The organism is Flavobacterium sp., assembly GCF_050696275.1.
GTDB lineage: Bacteria > Bacteroidota > Bacteroidia > Flavobacteriales > Flavobacteriaceae > Flavobacterium.
On the sequence record NZ_JBOGUT010000032.1, the window covers coordinates 1 to 22,251 of the forward strand.

General features: G+C 36.3%; 21 protein-coding genes. 14 read left to right on the forward strand and 7 right to left on the reverse strand.

The window, feature by feature from the left end:
• The 7 genes from ACRDEC_RS14215 to ACRDEC_RS14245 form a co-directional block, all read right to left on the reverse strand.
• The coding region (locus ACRDEC_RS14215) for a LytR/AlgR family response regulator transcription factor (RefSeq protein WP_431499023.1) at positions 1-323 on the reverse strand (323 nt) is incomplete at its 3' end.
• A gap of 21 nt (positions 324-344) precedes the next feature.
• Positions 345-704 carry a 2TM domain-containing protein gene (locus ACRDEC_RS14220; protein WP_431499024.1) on the reverse strand — a complete coding sequence of 120 codons (360 nt, stop codon included), beginning with the start codon at positions 702-704 and terminating at the stop codon, positions 345-347.
• A complete protein-coding gene (locus tag ACRDEC_RS14225; protein WP_431499025.1) occupies positions 670-978 on the reverse strand; it encodes a 2TM domain-containing protein in 309 nt (102 codons plus the stop codon). The genes ACRDEC_RS14220 and ACRDEC_RS14225 overlap by 35 nt, the downstream gene beginning before the upstream one ends.
• 2 nt (positions 979-980) lie before the next feature.
• Positions 981-1,307 carry a 2TM domain-containing protein gene (locus ACRDEC_RS14230; RefSeq protein ID WP_431499026.1) on the reverse strand — a complete coding sequence of 109 codons (327 nt, stop codon included), beginning with the start codon at positions 1,305-1,307 and terminating at the stop codon, positions 981-983.
• Between the two features lie 2 nt (positions 1,308-1,309).
• Positions 1,310-2,665: a histidine kinase gene (locus ACRDEC_RS14235; protein ID WP_431499027.1), complete on the reverse strand. Its 1,356-nt coding sequence runs from the start codon at positions 2,663-2,665 to the stop codon at positions 1,310-1,312.
• Positions 2,666-2,713: 48 nt separating this feature from the next.
• The gene (locus ACRDEC_RS14240) at positions 2,714-3,340 is read right to left on the reverse strand and encodes a tetratricopeptide repeat protein (RefSeq protein WP_431499028.1); all 627 of its coding nucleotides are present in this window, start codon (positions 3,338-3,340) and stop codon (positions 2,714-2,716) included.
• A gap of 160 nt (positions 3,341-3,500) precedes the next feature.
• On the reverse strand, positions 3,501-5,675 hold the full coding sequence (locus tag ACRDEC_RS14245; protein WP_431499064.1) for a TonB-dependent receptor: 2,175 nt from the start codon (positions 5,673-5,675) through the stop codon (positions 3,501-3,503).
• A 653-nt stretch (positions 5,676-6,328) separates the two neighbouring features.
• Here ACRDEC_RS14245 and ACRDEC_RS14250 point away from each other — a divergent pair.
• The 14 genes from ACRDEC_RS14250 to ACRDEC_RS14315 all read left to right on the forward strand — a co-directional run bounded on the left by ACRDEC_RS14250 (position 6,329) and on the right by ACRDEC_RS14315 (position 22,234).
• Positions 6,329-6,787 (forward strand): YciI family protein, encoded by a 459-nt coding sequence (locus ACRDEC_RS14250; RefSeq protein WP_431499029.1) that lies wholly within the window; start codon positions 6,329-6,331, stop codon positions 6,785-6,787.
• A gap of 1 nt (position 6,788) precedes the next feature.
• Positions 6,789-7,139, forward strand: a complete 351-nt coding sequence (locus ACRDEC_RS14255; RefSeq protein ID WP_431499030.1) for an MmcQ/YjbR family DNA-binding protein — start codon at positions 6,789-6,791, stop codon at positions 7,137-7,139.
• A 5-nt stretch (positions 7,140-7,144) separates the two neighbouring features.
• Positions 7,145-7,501, forward strand: a complete 357-nt coding sequence (locus tag ACRDEC_RS14260) for a DinB family protein (protein ID WP_431499031.1) — start codon at positions 7,145-7,147, stop codon at positions 7,499-7,501.
• A gap of 213 nt (positions 7,502-7,714) precedes the next feature.
• The gene (locus ACRDEC_RS14265; RefSeq protein WP_431499032.1) at positions 7,715-8,995 is read left to right on the forward strand and encodes a chloride channel protein; all 1,281 of its coding nucleotides are present in this window, start codon (positions 7,715-7,717) and stop codon (positions 8,993-8,995) included.
• 1 nt (position 8,996) lies between these two features.
• Positions 8,997-9,602, forward strand: coding sequence for an HPP family protein (locus tag ACRDEC_RS14270; RefSeq protein ID WP_431499033.1), 606 nt, complete (start codon positions 8,997-8,999; stop codon positions 9,600-9,602).
• A gap of 87 nt (positions 9,603-9,689) precedes the next feature.
• The gene (gloA2, locus tag ACRDEC_RS14275; protein ID WP_431499034.1) at positions 9,690-10,079 is read left to right on the forward strand and encodes an SMU1112c/YaeR family gloxylase I-like metalloprotein; all 390 of its coding nucleotides are present in this window, start codon (positions 9,690-9,692) and stop codon (positions 10,077-10,079) included.
• 87 nt (positions 10,080-10,166) lie between these two features.
• The gene (locus ACRDEC_RS14280; protein ID WP_431499035.1) at positions 10,167-10,703 is read left to right on the forward strand and encodes an IS1096 element passenger TnpR family protein; all 537 of its coding nucleotides are present in this window, start codon (positions 10,167-10,169) and stop codon (positions 10,701-10,703) included.
• Between the two features lie 120 nt (positions 10,704-10,823).
• On the forward strand, positions 10,824-11,882 hold the full coding sequence (locus tag ACRDEC_RS14285) for a nucleoid-associated protein (RefSeq protein WP_431499036.1): 1,059 nt from the start codon (positions 10,824-10,826) through the stop codon (positions 11,880-11,882).
• 272 nt (positions 11,883-12,154) lie between these two features.
• A complete protein-coding gene (locus ACRDEC_RS14290) occupies positions 12,155-12,394 on the forward strand; it encodes a DUF1660 family phage protein (RefSeq protein ID WP_431499037.1) in 240 nt (79 codons plus the stop codon).
• Positions 12,395-12,499: 105 nt separating this feature from the next.
• Positions 12,500-12,997, forward strand: a complete 498-nt coding sequence (locus ACRDEC_RS14295) for a YybH family protein (protein ID WP_431499038.1) — start codon at positions 12,500-12,502, stop codon at positions 12,995-12,997.
• Positions 12,998-13,075: 78 nt separating this feature from the next.
• The gene (locus tag ACRDEC_RS14300) at positions 13,076-13,975 is read left to right on the forward strand and encodes an ABC transporter ATP-binding protein (protein WP_431499039.1); all 900 of its coding nucleotides are present in this window, start codon (positions 13,076-13,078) and stop codon (positions 13,973-13,975) included.
• A gap of 80 nt (positions 13,976-14,055) precedes the next feature.
• Positions 14,056-14,895, forward strand: a complete 840-nt coding sequence (locus ACRDEC_RS14305) for an ABC transporter permease (RefSeq protein ID WP_431499040.1) — start codon at positions 14,056-14,058, stop codon at positions 14,893-14,895.
• Between the two features lie 15 nt (positions 14,896-14,910).
• Complete coding sequence (locus ACRDEC_RS14310) at positions 14,911-17,187, forward strand: choice-of-anchor L domain-containing protein (RefSeq protein ID WP_431499041.1); 2,277 nt, start codon at positions 14,911-14,913, stop codon at positions 17,185-17,187.
• 37 nt (positions 17,188-17,224) lie between these two features.
• Positions 17,225-22,234, forward strand: a complete 5,010-nt coding sequence (locus tag ACRDEC_RS14315) for a T9SS type B sorting domain-containing protein (protein ID WP_431499042.1) — start codon at positions 17,225-17,227, stop codon at positions 22,232-22,234.
• Positions 22,235-22,251: the final 17 nt, after the last annotated feature.

Sequence of the window (22,251 nt, forward strand, 5' to 3'; positions counted from 1 at the left end):
CCGCCTTCCAGATCATCTTCATCAATTGGTTTTAATAAATAATCAATACTGTTCAGTTTAAAAGCTTTCAATGCATATTCATCGTAAGCCGTAGTAAAAATCACAGCGCTTTTTATAGCAATTTTTTCAAAAATCTCAAACGACAATCCATCAGAAAGCTGAATGTCAAGGAAAATCAAATCAGGATGTGCATTGTTTTGGAACCAATCCAGCGATTCTTCTACCGAATGCAACATTGTATTAACATTTAATCCTAATTTTTCCACCTTACGCTGTAACAATCTTGCGGCAGGTTTTTCGTCTTCAATAATAATGATATTCATATTCTTACGATATTGTAATAATTACTCCCATTTTTCGTGCTGCTCTTTATCCATGAACTCTTTGATTTTTCTTTCTTCCCATTTTTTTCCGAAGATCAAATGATGGCCAAAAACACTCACTCCGTGGGCAAACAACCCTATTCCCCAAAAGAAAGCAGTGAAAAAGTTTTCGAATTTAAAATAACTCTCCCCTGGTTCCAAATTACTGATATTTAAAATTACAATCAGGATATTTACCGTGATATAAGCGGCTAGATGGGAATAAAACCCTTTAAGCCGTCTTATTTTTTTTTCTGCGTCAGCATAACGCTCGTCTAAATTATCTTTATACTCTTCCATAGCAAAATTATTTCCATTCGTTTTTACGTCTTTCTTCCTCATCCATATATTCCTTCATCTTGCGTTCTTCCCAATCTTTGCCTAAAAAAGGCATATAATTAAAAACCCGCAGCCCGTGAAAAATCACTCCTATTCCCCAACCCAGCATAGGCCAGTAAAACCACAAATGATTCGGTGATGTCAGTAAATTTATTGCCATAAGAAATAAATTCACCACAATATAAGCAGTCAGGTTTCCGTAAAATCCTTTTATTTCTTCTACCCTTTTTTTCGCTCTGCCATAGCGTTCTTCTTCTGTAAAATTGCGTTCTTCCATGATTATTTTTTGTTTATATTTTTAGGTTCTGATTCCAAAATTTTATCAATCTGTCTGTTTTCCCAATCCTTCCCCAAGACAACTTCTCTTATAAAAAGTTTAAGTCCCTGAACAACTAATACGAACGTCCAGCAGGTCATCAAAAACCAGTTGATGTAATGTATCGGAGGAAAGTTGAATGGAGCATTACAATATTCTTTTAAAATAAAAACAACTACTCCAATACTGTAAATCCCTAAGTGAGTATAAAACCTCCGTATTTTTCTCACTCTTTTCAAGGCGATTTTTTCGAATTCGTTTTGCATTTCTTTTTTACCTCCTTTTTCCATGATTATTTCCAGTTTCTTTTGTCTTTATCTTTATTTAAGATTTCCCTGATTTTGCGTTCTTCCCATTTCGAACCGTATCCGAACACTCCAAATCCGTGAATCGTCAATCCCATTCCCCAGCCCAGCATTGGAAACCAAAACCACTGAAATTTAGGCATATAATTCAGATTGATGAATATTAAAACCGGAATGACTATACAATACGAAATGAAACTTCCATAAAACCCACGAATGGCCTCCACTCGTTTCTTTGCTCTGTAATAGCTGTTTTCAATTGCGGTGTTATATTTTGCTTCCATAATACCTACTTGTTTGGTTAATAGCGGTAATTCTACTGTAAACTCTTTTTCGCTTTGCGTAATAATCACCTTCCTCTCCGAAAGGATGGCATATCGGCTGATGATGTTTTGCAGCCCTACTCCCTGTCGATCTTTCAATACTTCTTTTTTCTGGTAATCGTTTTGCACCACAAGACAATTGTTTTTCTCGAAAATCCGTATCTGTAATGGTCTTTTTTCGCTTACTACGTTATGCTTTACGGTATTTTCCAGCAGTAATTGTAACGAAAGTGGCACTATTTTGGCTTCCGGATTATTCACTTTCTCAGGCAATTCGTAGAAAATACTGTTTTCGAAACGCATTTTGAGTAAGTTCATATACGTTTTAGCGAAAGCGAGCTCTTCTTCTATACTTACCAATTCCTTGTCCCGCTGCTCTAACACATAACGGTAGATTTTAGATAATGAAGAGGTAAACCTTTGTGCATTCTCCGGATTTTCTTCAATTAGCGAACTCAAAACATTCAAACTGTTGAAAAGAAAATGAGGATCAATCTGATTCTTTAAGCTTTCAAACTTTGCCGAAGCGGTTCCTGCAATGATTTTTTGCTGTATTACTTCTTTTTTCGAAGCATTCTTCCAATTAATCATAAAACTTCTGGCATGCATAAAAGTAGAAACTCCTAAAGAAAGAATGATATAGAATAAATGCACCCATATCATTCGGCCATTAAAAAATTCAGAAGGATCCAGTTTTTGAAAAACCACAAAAGTCAGAAAATCAATCCCTAAAACCACTGGTATTGTGTATAATACAGTCGATATGATTCCAAAATACACTCTTAAATTAGTTTCTTCGAGCCAATCCCATTTTTTATCCAGAAAAACATTTATTACTCCATTCCCGAAACCAATTCCGAAAGAATACAACGAGCTTACTAAAAAAGTAGTACATACATCTTTTAAATCGAAACTAAACTCTAATAAAGAAAAGACCAATGTAAAAATTAAAGAAATCTTTAAGCAGAGTATCGACCCTTTTCTTAATTCCGTAAACGTGTGTATCTTTTTATTTTCCATAGTTGCCTGTATAATTCGTCATTAGAGTCTTATTCCGACTTCTGTTATTTATTTTTTACCGCAATTTTTCAATGTTTCCTGTGCTCTTTCCAATCCCCAGCTTGGGTGAAATGGCGTTTCAGGTTTAAAATCTGCGAAAAGCTGAATCGATCTCTCCACCTCTTTACATAATGCTTTTACATCAACTCCTGTCCATTGTGCTCCTCCTATTTCAAATTCCGTTTTACAAAAAACGACTCTTGGATTGTTTGGTGCAATAGCTTGTGCTTTGTAGTACTGTTCCATTGCTTTGCTTGAGTATTTCATCCCGTTTGTCATCGGATCCTGAACAATCCAAGCAGTATAAAGCATCGCCTGAAGTACCATAATCTCTGCGTTGTTAGGGCTTATAATTGAAGCTTCATCTACCGCTTTTTGTGCCTTGTCCAAATACGCCGGAATTTTAGTTTTGTCTTGTGCTTTAAAGGCTTCAACTGTATTGATAAAAGCAACATAGTAGTTAGGAAGCCATTTGTCTTTTTCTACTGAAGCTATTCTTTCAAATAAAGCAGAAGCTTCATTCGACTTCCCGTCTTTCCATATTCCTAAGGCATTTCCCATTCCTTTTTCATATTGTGTTTGTGCTGATAATAAACTGCAAACAAATAGAGTGATCATTGTAAAAATTTTAGTCATGATTTTTTAGTTTTAAATTGTTTATTGATTGTTGTTATTTTCTGTTTCTTCCTAATTACTATGTAAAAGTACATCTGACGCTTCTCTTATAAAACTTATACTTACTGAATTGTCGATTTTTAAGGATGAACCGTTTTTTTAGTCCGAAAGCATTCTTTTTTTACAAATTATCCAATTGATTCTTCTTCTTATCCTGGCTGATTGTCCAAAAGAAACCTACGAAGAAAAACCGGTCTGCTGATGGTGTAATGGCTCTTCTGTTATAAACTCCGCCAGCATCCGGCGAATTAGAATATTCATAGCTGTAAATATTTTTAGTCCCCATCACGTTTGAAATCGAAAAGTAGAGTATTTTTTGCTGTGTAAGCAGGTACGCCCAGTTCAGACTCAAATTGTTGTAGGTTTTGGTTCTTTTGCTCATAAATTGTGTCTGGTTAGGATCGTTATAAGGTCTTCCGGTGTTGAAACTGTGGGAAATCCCTACCTGCGACTTCCAATCCAATATAAAATACTTCCCTACCAATGATACATTTTGTTTGGCTATAAATCCCGGAGTCACTTCAGCAGTATAATTCCTGTAATCTCTTTTCGAATCAATGTAAGAATAAGACAGCCAGTACTCTAAAAACTTAATCGATTTCCCGTCTCTCCAAAACAAATCCAAACCTTTGGCATAACCGAATCCGCCATTCGTAAAATTGCTATTGTACATAGCCATATCCGTATCGTATTTTACCAAATCGTTATAGTCTTTATAATACAATTCGGCTCTTAGTGTCTTTTTGTCTCCTGTATACTGATAATTCAAAATATAATGAGATGCTTTTTCATTTTCAAAATCCGAATGGTACTTTAAGTAGTCTTGCTTTGGTGCTTGTTCAAACATTCCGTAAGCAAAAGAAAACTGACTGTTATTGCTCACTTTATAAGCAACCGAAGCTCTTGGGGAAATCGCTGTTTCATGCAGCAAACTGTTGTTTGATACTCGAACACCTGCTTTGGCAGCAAATTCTTTGGAGAAGAATATATCCGCTTCCGTGTAAACTGCTCCAATATTCGAATCATAGCCGTTTCTGAAATCTGTATTGAAATTCTCATCGTATTTCGTGATAAAATAATCACCTCCAAATGATAGTTTCACTCTGTCTGAAAAGCTCTTTTTCAATTTGAGCTTCATATGGGAAGCATGTTCCGTACTATTTATTCTGTCCGCATCCACTAATGTTTTTGTATCGCCAAGACCATAACTCAAACCGGTAATGATTTGCCAGTTGCTTCCAAATTTCCCTTTGTACGAAGTGTTTAAATAAAAATTGTTATTGTTCAGATCTACTCTGCTTACAAAAGGCACATTGATGCTTTCCTGATTCAAATCAAATCGTGAACCGTCATAAGCCGCGTATATTTTAAGCATTCCGGAATCAAATTTATAACGGTATACTGTTTCTCCCGAAAGGGACTGGAACGCTCTGTTCCATTTTACATTTTGAGGAATTGCCGCCTGATACGGTGCCAGATCAATGTATGCTGCATTAACACTTAACGAACTTTTGTTCCATTTTTGTGTATTTCCTAATCCTAAACCAACAGTCATCAGCGAAATATCAGTTTGCTCCTGTTCTGGTTCTTCAATTGTATTCAATAATAAAACACTTGACAAAGCATCTCCGTATTCTGCAGAATAACCTCCTGTTGAAAACGAAATCCCACTAAACAAAAACGGTGAAAACCGGCCTCTTGTTGGCAAATTATTTGCACTCGCTCCATAAGGTTGAGCCACTCTGATACCGTCTACAAAAGTTTGTGTTTCGTCAGATTCTCCTCCACGGACAAACAGTCTTCCACTCTCTCCCACCGTTTGTGTTCCCGGCAGTGTTTGCAGAGCGCCCACGATATCTCCGGCCGATCCTGCGGTAGTAACAATGTCCAGGGGCTTCAAAACCGACACTCTCGCTTTTTCCCCGGCTTCAAAAGTTCCTGCCGAAATATACACCGCATCAAGGGTGTTTACACTCGCTTTAAGTTTGATGGTTTGAGCCTGATAATTTTCAATGACAACAGGCATATTCAATGTTTCAAAAGCCAGATAGCTGACCACTATAGTCTGGTTTCCTGTGGTCGTCGTTTCAAAACTGAAATCCCCTCCTTCCGTCGTAGTCGCTCCATCGTATGTTCCGTCAATGTAAATATTAACTCCCGCTAGTGGGTTGTTTTTATGATCTGTGACTTTACCCGAAATCGTAGTTTGGGAAAAGACTGCTGCTGAAAATAAAATAAGGCACATGGTAAAAATAGCTTTACTCTTTTCAAGAAATGTGTGAATACTTGTTCGCATGGTTTGTTTATTTTGATGAAGCAAAGTTGCATCAAAACCTTGAGCAGAGAAATTTTTGTTTCCCCAATTGTCGATTTTCGGGGATGAACTGTAATGGCTTTTCATAAGTAGATTTACTATTCTTTTGTAAGAATTGGACGTAAAAATAATTACTTATTTCTGAATAACAATAATTCCATTCACAGAAGTGCAGTAAGTTATTACAGAAGGAAAATTCGCTTTCACAGAAGTGAAATAGACAATTACAGAGAGAAATATTCGGTTACAGAAGCGAAATGTATTTTCACAGAAGTGCAATAGACAATTACAGAAGGAAATATTCGGTTACAGAAGCGAAATGAACTTTCACAGAAGTGAAATAGACAATTACAGAAAGAAATATTCGGTTACAGAAGCGAAATTGATTTTCACAGAAGTGAAATAGACAATTACAGAAGGAAATATTCGGTTACAGAAGCGAAATGAACTTTCACAGAAGTGAAACAGACAATCACAGAAAGAAAAATTCAATTACAGAAGCGAAATGTATTTTCACAGAAGTGCAATAGGCAATTATAACAGATTCGGGAAGTTTCTTCGTAACGATTTTCTTTTTTCTTTTTACATCCATTCTGTTTGAGTAACTTTGATACTACGCAAAAACCAATAGTATCATGAAAAAAATATTTTTTATTCTGGCAATCTGCCTAAGTTCTTTTGCGGTAAAAGCTCAGGAAAGCACAGCCGTTTACGACGAAAAACTGGCCAAAGAACTCGGTGCCGATGATTATGGCATGAAACATTATGTGTTCTGCATCCTTAAAACGGGAACAAATACTACTGCTACTGCCGAAGAAAAATCCAAATACTTTGCTGGTCACATGGCTAATATTACGCGGTTGGCCAAAGAAGGTAAACTGGTGGTCGCAGGGCCTTTCATGAAAAACGACCGCAACTATCGTGGCATTTTTATTTTTAATGTTGCTACTGTTGAAGAGGCACAGGCTTTGGTTGCTACTGATCCGGCCGTAAAAGCAAAAATCTTCGAGGTCGAATTAACGCCGTGGTACAGCAGTGCTTCTTTGATGGAAGTAGCTAAAGTGCATGACAAAATCGCTAAAACCAAATTTTAGTATGAATATAGAAGAACTACAACAGCTTTGCAAAACCCTTCCTCACGTTACGGAAGACATTAAATGGCAAAACGATTTGTGCTTTTGCATTGGCGGGAAAATGTTTTGTGTAGTAGGTTTGAACCAATCACCAACCTCTGCTTCTTTTAAGGTGCTTGATGAGGAATTTGAAGAAATCAGTACCCGAAAAGGTTTTAAACCGGCTCCTTATGTGGCTAAATACAAATGGGTTTTGGTCGAAGATATCAATTTTCTCACTGCAAAAGAATGGGAACATTTTGCGTCTCAATCTTATACGCTGGTCAAAAACAAATTGACTCCTAAGATTAAGAAGGAACTGAATTTACTGTGATTGAAATGAGAGAACCGCAACGTATAGCAGCCCTATTTTCCGCCTTGTACAATGGTGAACCTTGGATTGACATTAACTTGGTGGATACGCTTCGGAATATTCCGTATCAGAAAGCAGCTGAAAAATACAAAGACTGCAATTCTATTTGGGAAATCGCAAACCATATTATAGCCTGGAGGGAAAATGTATGGCAAAGAGTTCAGGACAAAGTGATTAACACACCGCAACATAATTATTTCGAAAAAGTAGCTGTTATTTCTGAAGAGGCTTGGCAAACAACGCTTCAAAATTTAGCAGAATCACAGCATAAATGGATCACATTTCTTGAAAACTGCAGCGAAAATGAGTTCTATAAGGTGTAACCAAACAATCAATTAAATTATTACGAACATATTCATGGTATTCTGCAACACGATGCTTATCATCTGGGACAAATTGCTCTTTTATCTAAACTCATCTGATTTTCCAGCTGACAGAACAGACGATTACGTCTTAAATTTTAACGTTTTTAAAAGAAAACTTTGATTTTCAGTAGTTACTTTTGTTTTACCTATAAAAAGAACGCCCCCTTTTTTATGAATAATATTGCCCGAGTCAAAAAGAATTATACGTTTATTAAATACCAAAAACTCATTACAGTTTCTGTTTTAATTGGTTTTTTAAGTTCATTCTTAGCCATTTCATTAAAACATTTAACCGAACATTACGAGGAAATCTTACTGAATAAGGCTACTATAAATGGGTTTTATTTCATCCTTTTCCCTGCTATCGGACTTTCTGTTATTTACTTCCTTCGTCATTATCTGTTCAAGAAAAAAGAAAATAAAGGCATCCGGGAAATCTTTGATACGGTTTCACAACGTAAAAACGGACTCCCTCTTTATAAAATCCCATCTCACTTTATCAATGGATTAATCACCGTTGTTTCAGGGGGTTCCACTGGAATTGAAGTATCTACTGTAGTCGCTTCGGCAACAATTGGTTCTGTGGCACAAGAAAAAGAAAATGTATTCAACCGTCACAAAACTGAATTAATCTGTGCTGGTGTAGCTGCCGGAATTACAGCGCTGTTCTGCAGCCCGTTTGCCGGAATTTTATTTGCATGGGAAGTCATCTCAAAAAAAATATCCCGAACATTCCTGATTACCTGTAGTATTGCTGTAGCTGTGGCTTTGGGTTTTATCTATTTTTTAGAAGAGAAGCCTCTTTTTACAGTGACACTTAACGGCTGGCACTGGCAGGCAATTCCTTATTTTATTTTGTTGGGAATTGTGGCTGGAATGAATTCTGTTTATCTGACCAAATGTGTACTTTTCTTCAAGAAACGTTTTGGCAAAATCGAGAAACATCCGAGCAGGATTTTTATTGCAGCTGTTATCTTGAGTGTTTCTTTGCTGTTGCTTCCGCAATTATATGGTGAAGGATATCATGCGATTAAAGAAAATATCGCCCATTCAAACGATTTGACTTTTACCATTACACTGGCCATGACTTTCATTGGCATTATCATACTGAAACCAATAGTTACTTCGGCTACATTGGCCGCGGGCGGTGACGGAGGAGTTTTTGCACCGAGTATTTTCATTGGTGGTTTCGTCGGATTATTATTAGCAATCTGTCTGAATACTTTTTTTGATGCCGGAGTTATTCCCCTGAATTTTATGATTTTAGGAATGGGTGCTATGTTAAGCGCCAGTATTCATGCTCCTTTTACAGCTATTTTTCTAACCTGCGGATTAATCAACGATTACTCTTTATTTATTCCAATTTGTATCGTTTGTCTGGTGGCAAAATACACAGCAAAAATAATTTATCCGTTTACTGTTTATACGTACCAGCCCAAACCCGTTTTATAGCATGCCCACTCAAAAAATAAAACGCAATTATCGCAAAGCAAAATATGTTCTTTACAAAGAAACTTTAGTAGACTTTAAAGAGCATTTTTGGGCATTTGCCGGGGCTTTTACCGGAATGGGAATCATTGCGTACCTGCAATACAATATGTTTCCGAAGCAGGATTTTGTTTTCCTTATTGGTTCCTTCGGTGCTTCCTGCGTATTGGTTTACGGGGTTATTCAGAGTCCTTTGGCACAGCCCAGAAACCTTATTGGCGGCCATGTTATTTCGGCATTGGTTGGTGTTACAGCTGCAAAGCTTTTTCCAGATACAATTTGGCTTGCCTCAGCGGTTGCCGTTGCGTTGTCTGTCGTTATGATGCAAATCACCAAAACCCTTCATCCTCCAGGTGGAGCAACTGCTCTTATTGCCGTTACGGGTTCGCCGGCCATTCTAAAATTAGGGTATTGGTATGTCATTTCTCCGGTTTTAACTGGCGCAACAATACTTTTAGTTGTAGCTTTGATTTTCAACAACATGACTTCAAACAGGCAATATCCTACAAGTAAAAAGTTTACGAAATTTAAAAATCGAATCAGGCATGCTGCACGCAGGAGCAAAATTTAAAATACAAAAGCTTTAATTCCTAAATTGCATGCTGAAATTCTGGCAAAAGGCCGGAAGTAAATTGACCTTCCATGATTTATTTACATTATGCTTAGTTTAAACAAAATACATCATATCGCCATTATTTGTTCCGATTACGAAAAATCGAAACACTTTTATACCCAAATCTTAGGTTTGGAAATACTGCAAGAAGTTTTTAGAAAAGAAAGACAATCTTATAAACTGGATCTGGCTTTGCGCGGAAATTATGTAGTTGAGCTTTTCTCATTTCCTGATCCTCCCAAAAGGGTTTCAAGACCGGAGGCTTCCGGTTTACGGCACTTGGCATTTGAAACGGATGATATAGGAGGTACCAGAACATTTCTGGTTTCCCAAGGTATCGCTTCAGAAGAAATCCGCATAGATGACTATACAGGCAAGTACTTTTTCTTTATTTCCGATCCCGATGATTTACCTATTGAATTCTATCAAAGCTAATTAAAAATCTTATCAACAAATCTGGAATCCTAAATCGTAAATCTAAAATTATATTTTACCTTTGACCTTTCAATAAAACACAAGAATATGGTTTATAAATTCAGAGTAATTCTAGATGCCGAAGAAGATATTTTCAGAGATATTGCCATCCTGGAAAATGATACATTAGAAGATTTACACAACGCTTTCGTGAATGCTTTTGGCTTCGACGGAATGGAAGTCGCCTCTTTCTACACTTGCGATGAAACCTGGAATCAGGAAGACGAAATCCCAATGTTTGATACCGGAGATGTCGCTGGTGAACAAAAAATAATGAGCGACTATGTGCTTTCTGATATTTTAGACGAAGAAAATACTAAAATCATCTACGTGTACGATTTCATCAACATGTGGACATTTCTTGTAGAATTAGCAGCCGTTGAAGAAGAAGTAACCGGAGCAACCTACCCTGATTTATTATTTTCTCATGGTGAAATGCCACTGGAGTCAGGAGAGAAAAACTTTGAAGCCGAAAACGAAGATTTTTATTCTGAATTCGAAGATGATTTAGACGAAGACGATCTTGACATGTTCAGTGGAGATGACAGTTTTGAAGATTATGGTTTTGAAGAAAACTGGAACTAATTCAAAACTGCTCTGAATTCGGAAACAAAAAAAAGAATTATAAACGAGATATTGGAACCAAGATTTGAGACATTTAATCTGTCTTACTTCTTGGTTCTTTCTTCTAAAAAAATAAAAAAAATGATTAATCTGTTTAATACTCACATTGAAAATTTGTCTATACACCGTGTAGGGAACAAAAGCCGTAACGAAGCATTATTCTTATCTGATAATCCTTATGGATTGAATGATGAAATTGTACCGTTATTGAAAGAATTTTTCCTGAAGCCTTTTCGTGATAAAGAAGAAAATTATTTTCAATTTGCCCACGAAGTCGATTTAGACTATAACGAAATGTACAAGCTGGCTTCGGAAATTTTCGAAAACCCAGGTAATGTGCACAATATTTCAAAGAATATAACGAAACATCTTTTTGAACAGTCCAATCATCCGCATATTAAGAATGGAGAAGTGTATATCACTTATTTAACTAATATTTCCATTGATAATAATGTGGTCGATGCTATCGGAATTTTTAAAAGTGAAATTAAAACCGATTTCCTTCAGTTTGAAGAAAAAGAGAGTACGCTTGAAATGATCTTGCAACAAGGAATCAACCTTAATAAGCTGGACAAAGGCTGTTTGATTTTCAATTATAAAAAAGAAGAAGGCTATAAAATTTTAACTGTAGACAGCAATCGTTATGATGCCAGATATTGGTTAGAGCATTTCCTTTCCGTAGATGCTTTTCAGGATGAAAACTTCATGACTAAAAAATACTTGAAGTTCTGTCAGGATTTTGCCAAAGAAGTTGTACTTCCTGCCGAAGATAAAAAAGAAGAAGTGATGTTTATGAATCGTGCTGTAAACCATTTTGCCAAAAATGATCAGTTTGAAGAAACTAATTTCTTGAACGAAGTAATAGACAACCCGGATCTTATTTCGGAGTTTAAAAATTACAAAGTAGATAAAGGGGAAAAATACAGTATTGAGGACTTAACGAGTTTCCCTATTGCAAACGCTGCTGTTTCCGATGCAAGAAGATCGATGAAAAATGTAATCAATCTGGATACTAACATTCAGATAAAATTAGACTTCATTAATCCTGAAAGTGCCGAAAAATTTGTGGAAAAAGGCTGGGATGAAGAAAAACAAATGTATTATTATCTCGTTTATTTCAACAAAGAAAACAAGAGTTAATTTTTTTGATACCAAAATACAGTTCCCCGATTACCAATGTAATTGGGGATTTTTTTTATATTCTTTTTTGTTAAAATACACATAATGATAAATTAACATCCTACTTATGAATTTAAGCTTAAAAAACAATCACAACTGCCTAATAATCAGTATGTAAAATGTTTTTTGTAAGTTTTTTTGCACTTTACAATAATTAATATACATTTTATCGATTTTATTTGTCACTTTATCGATTATTAATTACGTTTGCTAAACAATTCAACACACTCATTATGAAGGCAATAGCAATAAAAAGAAAGTTTCTTACCAAAAAGATCCTATGTTCTCTTTTTGGCCATAAATTAGTTACAACCAGAAATGTTACTGCCCATTTCAAAGAGTTTGAATGCACTGTTTGTCGTTTGGAAATGACAAATGATGTAAAAGGCCAAAAAACATTCTTAACACCTGAACTTCGGGAAGTAAATGAAACATTACTGAATTTATACCGAAGAAGACATCCTTTAGCATAGATTTATTTGAAATAAATTCACCTTTTTTACCCCATAAAATACCCAAATCCCTAGCTTTCCAGCTAGGGATTTTTATTTGTAACAAATTCTAATTTCGTCAGTCTTATGACAATCAGCCAAAAAACCAATCAATTCATTCTCATTATGAAAAACTCCTTTTTAAAATATTCCTTTTTTATCTTTTTATTAATCAGTTGTAATGACAAACCAACTTTTGAAGAAGCCAAAGCAAAAATAAAGGCTCAAAATGAAAAACTCCACCAGGTTATTGCCACAAAAAATACAGCTCTGCTGGAAGACGTTTATGCCAAAGATGCTAATTTTCTTTCTCCCGGATCCGGTATCGTTAAAGGACGAGACAGCATTATCTCCTTATGGAAAAGCGGACTGGACAACATGGTTGAAATGCATTCCAAAACGATTGACATAAACGGCACTCCGGATGTAGTATATGAAGTTGGGATTGTAGAAACCAAAATCAAAGCAAATATCAAGACTAAGGATACCTTTTTTATTTATAAAGCGAAATACAGCAACGTGTGGCGACGGGATGAAAAAGGTGATTATCGTCTGACAGTTGATATCTGGAATGATTTCAATTAGCCAGTAGCACTTTAAAGAGCGGCTGTAACAAATTCTGTTCCCATTCGTCTTATAAAAATCAATCAAAAAATCAAAATATTGGAAACTATTCTAACCATCACCAATCTTAATAAGATTTATAACAAGCGTGTTCATGCTGTAAAAAATCTTTCATTGGAAATCCACAAAGGCAATGTTTATGGGATTTTAGGACCAAACGGCTCCGGAAAATCAACAACACTTGGCATCGTTTTAAATGTAGTAAACAAAACCTCAGGCAGTTACAGTTGGTTTGACGGAACGGGTGAGACACACGATGCGTTAAAAAAAGTGGGCGCTATTATTGAACGTCCCAACTTTTACCCTTATATGACCGCCAAAGAAAATCTGGAATTAGTCTGCAAAATTAAAAGCATTAGTTATTCTAAAGTAATCGAAAAACTCGAACTTGTTGGTTTAACCGATAGAATGGATAGTAAGTTCAGCACCTTTTCATTAGGGATGAAACAGCGTTTGGCTATTGCTTCCGCTCTGCTTAACGATCCGGAAATCCTCATTCTGGATGAACCTACAAACGGATTGGATCCTCAGGGAATTCATCAGATTCGGGATATTATCCGATTTATCGCTTCACAAGGAACTACAATATTGCTGGCCTCGCATTTATTAGACGAAGTTGAGAAGGTGTGTTCCCATGTTTTGGTTTTGCGAAAAGGTGAAATGCTCTACTCCGGTTCCGTTGATGGTATGACTAACAGAGAAGGTTTCTTCGAATTAAAATCGGATAACATAGAAACGTTAAAATCAGTTTTAAAAAATCATCCCGCAGTTGAAAAAATAACGGATAGTGAAGGAAAAATATTTGTTTACCTTAAAGACAATCTGGAAGCACAGGATTTGAATCGGTATTTATTTGAAAACAATATCTTTTTACAACATTTGGTAAAACGGAAACACAGTTTGGAAGAGCAGTTTTTAGAACTGACCAATGGACACTAACCATTTGAAATTCAACACCAACTTAAAAATTCAATAAATACAACACCCTGAGCGAAATCAAAGGGTTAATTCCTAAAAAAATGAAACGATTACTCTACATAGAATTACAAAAAATCTTAAAAAACAAAGCCAGCCGGGTGCTAAGCATTACGTATTTTGTTATACTTTCCTTTATTGCTTTAATAGCTTCGATTAAATTCGACATTGGCCCAATACACGTTGATGCCGCCGAAACCGGGATATTTAATTTTCCCTACATCTGGCATTTCAATACTTATGTGGCGTCTATTTTAAAATTCTTTTTAGCTGTTGTAATTGTTTCCATGATGGCAAATGAATACAGCTACGGAACCCTGAAACAGAACCTCATCGATGGAATGAACAAAGCGGAATTTATAAAGTCTAAATTTTTAGCTGTTTTACTTTTTGCCGGAGTTTCAACAATTTTCGTATTTGTTATGACGCTTATTTTGGGTTATTCTTTCTCATCTTATAACGAATTTTCAATTGTTTTTTCCGATTTGGAATACCTTTTGGCTTACTTTATAAAATTAGTTGGATTCTTTTCTTTTTGTCTATTCTTAGGCATTTTAGTCAAACGTTCTGCTTTTGCATTAGGCTTTCTATTGGTTTGGTTTGTAGCTGAAAAAATTACTGGTGGACTTATGTACCATTATTTTTCCAATACTAATGATGAGATTGTCACAAAAATATTTTCGGCATTTCCACTCGAATCAATGTCTAATCTAATTGTTGAGCCTGTTTCCAGACTATCATTTATCAAATCAATCGGAAATCAAATTGGAGTAGAAAACATAAAAGATTATAGTGTCCATACATCCTCAATTTTAATCGTTCTGGTTTGGACTGTTATTTTTATGTTAATGTCGTATAAAATTCTTCAAAAAAGAGATTTGTAGTATCTTTGCGGCACTATGAAATCAGGTTTACAATTACTTTTTTTAAGTGCCGCTTTATTTTTTTCCGAAGGAATCTTTGCACAATATATTAACATTGATGAGTCTTATACAGCACAGCAATTAGTGCAAAATGTATTGATAAACAGCCCTTGTGCCTCAACTTCTGATTTTTCTGTTGATGGTGGGGATTTTAATGACAATTCTAAAAGCTATGCTTATTTTACGAATACTTCTCCTGACTTCCCGTTCTCAAGCGGAATAGTGCTTTCAACCGGAAAGGCTTCTTCTGCTCAAGGTCCAAACTATGATACTTCTGATGACGGAGATAATATGGATTGGCCGGGTGATCCCGATTTAGAACAGGCATTGAATATTAGTAATACCATAAACCGGACTATTTTGGAATTCAATTTTATTCCGCAAACCAATAAAATAAGTTTCGATTATATCTTTGCTTCCGAAGAATACCATGATAATGCCCAATGCCGCTATTCCGATGGATTTGCTTTTTTATTAAAAAAAACAGGTAGTACCGGACCTTATCAAAATCTGGCAATAGTTCCCGGAACGACAGTTCCTGTAAAAGTAACTTCTGTTCATCCTGATGTTCCAGGAGGCTGCTCTGCACAAAATGAAGCGTATTTCGGAAGCTACAATGGTTCGCAGCATCCAACTAATTTCAATGGTCAGACCGTTATTATGACCGCAGAGTCTGATGTTGAAATAGGCCAGCAATACCACATTAAATTAGTGATTGCCGATGAAGCAAATTTCAGGTATGATTCTGCTATTTTTTTAAAAGCCGGAAGTTTCCAAAGTGCTGTCGATTTAGGCCCTGACAGGTTAATTTCAACAAATAATCCGTATTGTTCCTCTGATAATGTAACGCTAAATGCAACTCAACCAGGAACAAATACCTATAAATGGTTTAAAAACGGAATTGACACCGGAATTACAACTCCAACGTATGCTGTTACGGATAACACAAATACCAATGTTGTTTCCTATTCAGTTGAAGTCACAATAAACGGCACCTGCATTTCAACCGGTGAAGTAAAAATTCAATTTGCAGGTTTACCAGCTTTGGCAGACAAAACTTTAGTGCAGTGTGATGACAACAACGACGGAATTTCGGTTTTTAATCTGAATAATGCTTACAGTTTAAGTGGAATTACTTTCTTCGAAACAGCATTAAACGCACAAAATAACGGAAGCCCGATACAAAATACAACAGCCTATCAAAATTCGGTAACAAATACCGTTTACGCGAGAATCAGCAATGCTTACGGGTGTGTTAAAATAGCTGCATTAACATTACAAATAGCAAATAACAGCATTCCTCCACAAGATGATATCGAGAAATGTGATGAAGACGGACCACTTGACGGCATTACATTATTCACTTTGCCAGTACAATTAACAGGGGTTCCGGCTGGTTTAACCGTAAGTTATTTCACTTCGGTTCAAGATGCTATAAATCAAACAAATGCATTAAGCAATCCTTATCGGAATACCACCAAAGATCAGCAGATTATCTATGCAAGAGTGATTAACGGACCTGATTGTTATGGAATAGTTCCTATAAACTTAATCGTACATACATTCAATCCTCCTAATTTCGAAGAAGTTACTGTAGGCATATGCTCCGGAAATTCTGTAACATTGAGTGTCGACAGCCATTTTTCAGCTTATACTTGGAGCAACGGAGATCTTGACTTTGAAACACAAGTGGCTGTAGCCGGAAACTATTCGGTTGTAGTAACAGATACCAATGGATGCAAAGCTACTAAGAAATTTATTGTTCAGGCCTCTGCTCCTGCTTCTGATATTGATGCTCAAATTGAAGAATTTTTAGGAGATAACAATACTGTTTTGATTACATATACAGACAATGGCGGAAATTATGTTTTTTCGATTGATGGTGTCAATTATCAAAACAGCCCTTATTTTACAAATGTTCCGGCTGGGGAATACACAATTTACGTCAAAGACCTGAATGGCTGTCTCCCTACTCCGTCGAAAATAATTTATGTGTTGGATTATCCAAAGTTTTTCACTCCTAATGGAGACGGAATCCACGATACATGGTTTATAAAAAACGGACAGTTGAAGCCCAATACAGTCATTTCGATTTTTGATAGATTTGGCAAACTTATCAAACAATTTAATTCAAATTCTTTCGGTTGGAATGGCACTTTCAATGACCGTTCTTTACCTTCTGACGACTACTGGTTTATAATTAATCTTTCCAACGGAAATATTATAAAAGGGCATTTCTCGCTTAAGAGATAAATCCATATATTTGGAGGCATTTTTATAATTTTTTCCCATGAAATTAAAATTACTATTTCTTACTATATTATTAAACATAAGCTGTTTTTCACAATTTAGTAAGACGCATTATATTCCGCCATTGTCAAATTCTGACAGTCAGGAGCCTCAAGGCCAATACATGTACATTTCCTGTCCTAGCCTGACTCCTGTAAATTACAAAATTATTGCTATCGGCGGAGGTGTCGTAACAGGAGTAGTTTCCAGAGATTTACCTGTAAAGTTTGATATTGGTTCGGGTTTTGACAGCCAATTATTAATTAGTGCAAGCGATGTAAACACTATAAAAAATAATAAAGGCTACATTGTAGAGGCCGAAGATCTTGTATATGTAACCGTCCGTCTAACTTCAACTCCATTAAATTATCAGGCAGGAGGTTTGGTTTCAAAAGGACTTGCTGCATTAGGGACTAAATTTAGAATTGGTGCTTTTACAAATACAAGCGTAGCTTCAACCAGTGATAATCATTATACGTTCGCTTCTATTTTAGCAACGGAAAATAACACAGTGATTTCTTTTGCCGATATCAAACCTGGAGTTTCTCTAGTTAACGACGCAGCATCCGGTAGTACTCCTGGAAACATTACATTAAATAGCGGTGAAAGCTATGTCATTGCAGTTCAAGGACCTGATAATGCCAATCGTGACGGGCTTATAGGAGCATCCATAACTTCAAATAAACCTATTGCTGTAAATTGCGGTTCATTTGCAGGAAGCAATGGGACAACATCAAATCTTGATTTGGGTTTTGACCAAATCGTTTCTGCAGAAAGGACCGGAAAAGAATATATTTTTATTAAAGGAAACGGTCTTGATGTTACCGAACGTCCATTGATTATAGCTAATGAAGATAATACCGAAATCTATACAAACGGCAGCGCTACTCCTTTTGCTACAATCAATGCAGGTGAATATATCGCTATGTTTGGTTCCGATTTTTCAGCCAATGGAAATTTATATGTAAGAACTTCCAAAAATGTTTTTGCTTACCAAGGAATTGGAGGAACATCTGATCAGGCAAATCAAAACATGCATTTTTTACCTCCATTAAGTTGTGAAACTCCTAAAATCATCAATAACATTCCTTTTATTAATGAAGTTGGTGGCAATTTAAACAACTTCAACGGAACTGTATGTATTGTAACCGGTTTTGGAGCAACGTTAAATTTTATCATCAACGCTAACAATTATACTTTAGCGAATCTGCCTACTGCAGGAGTCACTGTAAATGGCCCTTTCCCGGTTGCAGGAAATCCTAATTATCAAACGTATACTTTTGAAGGATTAACAGGCAATGTATCTGTATTTTCTTCTGAATCAGTATATCTTTCTTATTTTGGTTCCAGTGGTGCTGCAACTTATGGTGGTTTTTACTCTGGATTTACTTTCAAACCGGAAGTAGCTTTCAATAAAATTACGGCTACTATTGCCAATTGTATTCCTAATGTAAAACTTGCGGTAAATAATCTGACCGGCTTCGATGTATTTCAATGGTATTTCAATGAAACTGTAATTCCCGGAGCAATTTCAAACGAATACAACCCAACCCAGCCCGGATATTATCATGTAAAAGCAACTATATCTGCTTGTAATACAAGCCTCGAATCAGACCGAATTCCTGTTAGTGATTGCCCAACAAATAATGATGGTGATTTGGCAAATGATAATATTGATATCGATAACGATAATGATGGTATAACTAATTGTACCGAATCTTACGGCTCCCAAAACATAAACATCAGTAATCCTGCTGCCGGTAGTGTTGCTGTTGGTACTTACTCAAATACTTTTACAGGTACGGTAACAAATTCTGTTCCTGCCGCTGCAATACCTTTTGTAAGCAGCGCAGACGGGAGTTTTATCACCGAAATACCTTCTGGCAAAGGGTATTATGTTGCTTATAACTTAAATTTCGCCCAACCAGTTGCTGTCAGTTTAGAATATCCGACTACTGCCAACGCATCGGATTTACTGAATGCCAATGCTGAATATATTGTCAATTCTGATATCAACAAAACCATTACTGTTCTAAATCCAACAAATCAATTATTAATTGACACTAATTATGATGGAATATATGAAAGTGGTATTACTCAATTTTCTTCTTTTGAAATACGTTTCAGACTAAACGGAAATACACCACTTGCCGCAGGAACCGGAACATTCAAATTTCAATCGTATCAAACAACAAACTTTAAAATTACTCATAAGAATCTTTTAGATTCAGCCGGAAATAAATCAACTTTCAAATTCATTGCAACTTGTATTCCTAACGATACCGATGGGGATGGAATACTAGATCAACTGGATCCGGACAGCGACAATGATACTATTGATGACAACACTGAAGCTCAGGTGAATTCAGCCGTAGTTTTAGCAAACGCCGACATTAACCTTGATGGACTCGACAATGCTTATGAGCCTGGGTTAACTCCTGTGGATACGGATACCGATGGTATTCTTGATTATCTTGATCTCGATTCTGATAATGACGGAATTTACGATGCAAGCGAATCAACTGCGGATACCGATGCCGATGGAATAAAAAATTACCGCGAACTGGACAGCGATAACGATTTATGTAACGACGTAATCGAAGCGGGTTATCTGGATCCTAACAGTGATGGTTTACTTGGAAACAACCCATTAACCGTGAATACAAATGGACAGGTAACAAGCGCTGCCGGTTATGTAGCTCCAAACAATAACTATACAATCGCGGCTCCAATTGCCATTACAACACAGCCTGCTGTTTCTCCTGTCTGCGAATTACAAAATACATCTATTTCAGTCGCTGACAATGGAGGGAATACTTATCAATGGCAAGTTTCTGCAGATGGAGTAACCTGGAATAATATCACAAACGATGCAACATATTCCGGCGTAACAACAAATACGATGACTCTTACTGGTGTTGCAAATACGATGAATAACTATAAATACAGAGTTCGTTTAGATAAAACAGGTAATTCCTGCGGATTACTTTCTGCAGACGCTACTCTTACTATTTATCCTTTACCGATTGTTAATAATGTAACAATTGTACAGTGTGATGATGATTTAGATTTAATCACCTCTTTCAATTTAACAATCAAAAACGATGTTATTTCTGCAAATCATTTGGCGGAAACATTCACTTATTACAAAACTTTAGCTGGTGCAAACACAGCTGATGCTGCACAATTAATTGCTGACCCGATTGCATTTGTAAATACTGCCTCTCCTATGCAGGTTTGGGCAAGAGTAGTCAATGGAAATAATTGTTTCAGTGTGGCACAGTTAAATTTAGCTGTTTCAGTATCTAATATTCCTCAAACATACAGTTACATGATTCAGCCAGTTTGTGATGATACTTTAGCTGCCGACGGATCAGTTTCAGGAGATGTAAATACAAACAGAAGAGATGGTATTGCTAATTTCGACTTCTCGATTGCAGAAACAGATCCTGTAAACGGGATTATAAGTCAATTACCACCTCCTGCTTCTAATTATGTAATAAAATATTATAAAAACGAAACGGATGCACTTGCCATTCAAAATGAAATTGCCGACATCTCAAATTATAGAAATAACTGTGTCGGATGCCAAAACCAACAAGACATTTGGGTTCGTGTTGAAAATGTAATTGGTGAAGGCTGTTTCGGACTTGGACCATTCATCAAACTTTCCGTAGAAGCACTGCCTTTAGCAAATCCGGTAATTATTCAAAACCAATGCGATGACGATCATGACGGTCTTTTTACTTTCAATACGGCAGCCTTGGAGTCAACATTACTTGGTGGACAATCGCTGGCAAATGTATCGGTTACTTATTTTGACGGAGTAAATAATCCATTACCAAGTCCTTTCCCTTCTACATTCACAACAGCTACACAAACTATAAGAGCCAGACTGACAAACAATACACCACAAGCATGTTATGATGAAACAACCATAACATTTACCGTTGATGCAACTCCTTATGCATTTGCTCCGACAACTTTAGTTGCAACCGTCTGTGATGACGAGGCTAATCCAAGCCAGCAGGATGGTGAATATCCGTTTAATACGGCAACCCTTGAAAGTGAGATCATAAACGGCCAATCAAATGTAACTATTATGTATACTGACTTTGCTAATAATCCTTTATTGGATGCCGCAGGAAATCCTGTTACGAGTCCATTCCCGACTACATTTATGTCGGCAACACAAACGATTAGAGCCATTGTTAGCAGCAGTATCAATACCAATTGTACGGCAAGTATTGCTATTCCTTTTGTAGTCAATCCTGTTCCGAAAATCAATTTACTAAACAATCAGATTGTCTGCACAAACATCCCTGCCTTTTCTGTAACTATAGATGCCGGCCTTCTTGATGATAGTACTCAAAATAACTATAATTACCATTGGAGTTTTAATGGTGCTTTAACTCCTGCAATTACAGCATATTCACAAGTGGTAACTACTCCCGGAGTGTATACTGTCGAAGTTGAAGACAAAATTACCCACTGTTCCCGTACCAGAACCATAAATGTAGTCCCATCGGATATTGCTACTATTCTAGCCTCTGATATTGAAGATCTGGTAGACGAAAATACAGTGACAGTAAATGTTTCCGGCCCAGGTGATTATTGGTATAGTTTAGATGAAGAGTTCGGACCGTTCCAGGAAAGCAATGTATTTACTGATGTTATGCCTGGAATACATATTATCTATGTAAAAGACATGAATGGATGCGGAACAGTATCTAAAGAAATTTATATTTTAGGCACTCCGAAATTCTTTACTCCAAATGGTGATGGGATCCACGATTACTGGAACGTACAAGGTATAAGTTCTGCATCGAATGCAAATACTGTCATTTATATTTTTAATCGTTTTGGAAAATTATTAAAGCAGGTAACTCCGTTAGGAAATGGCTGGGATGGAACTTTTAATGGAATTCAAATGCCTGCCGATGATTATTGGTTTACTGTCAAATTTGAAAATGGACGAACAGCAAAAGGGCATTTTGCCTTAAAACGATAAAGACACATTAAAACAAA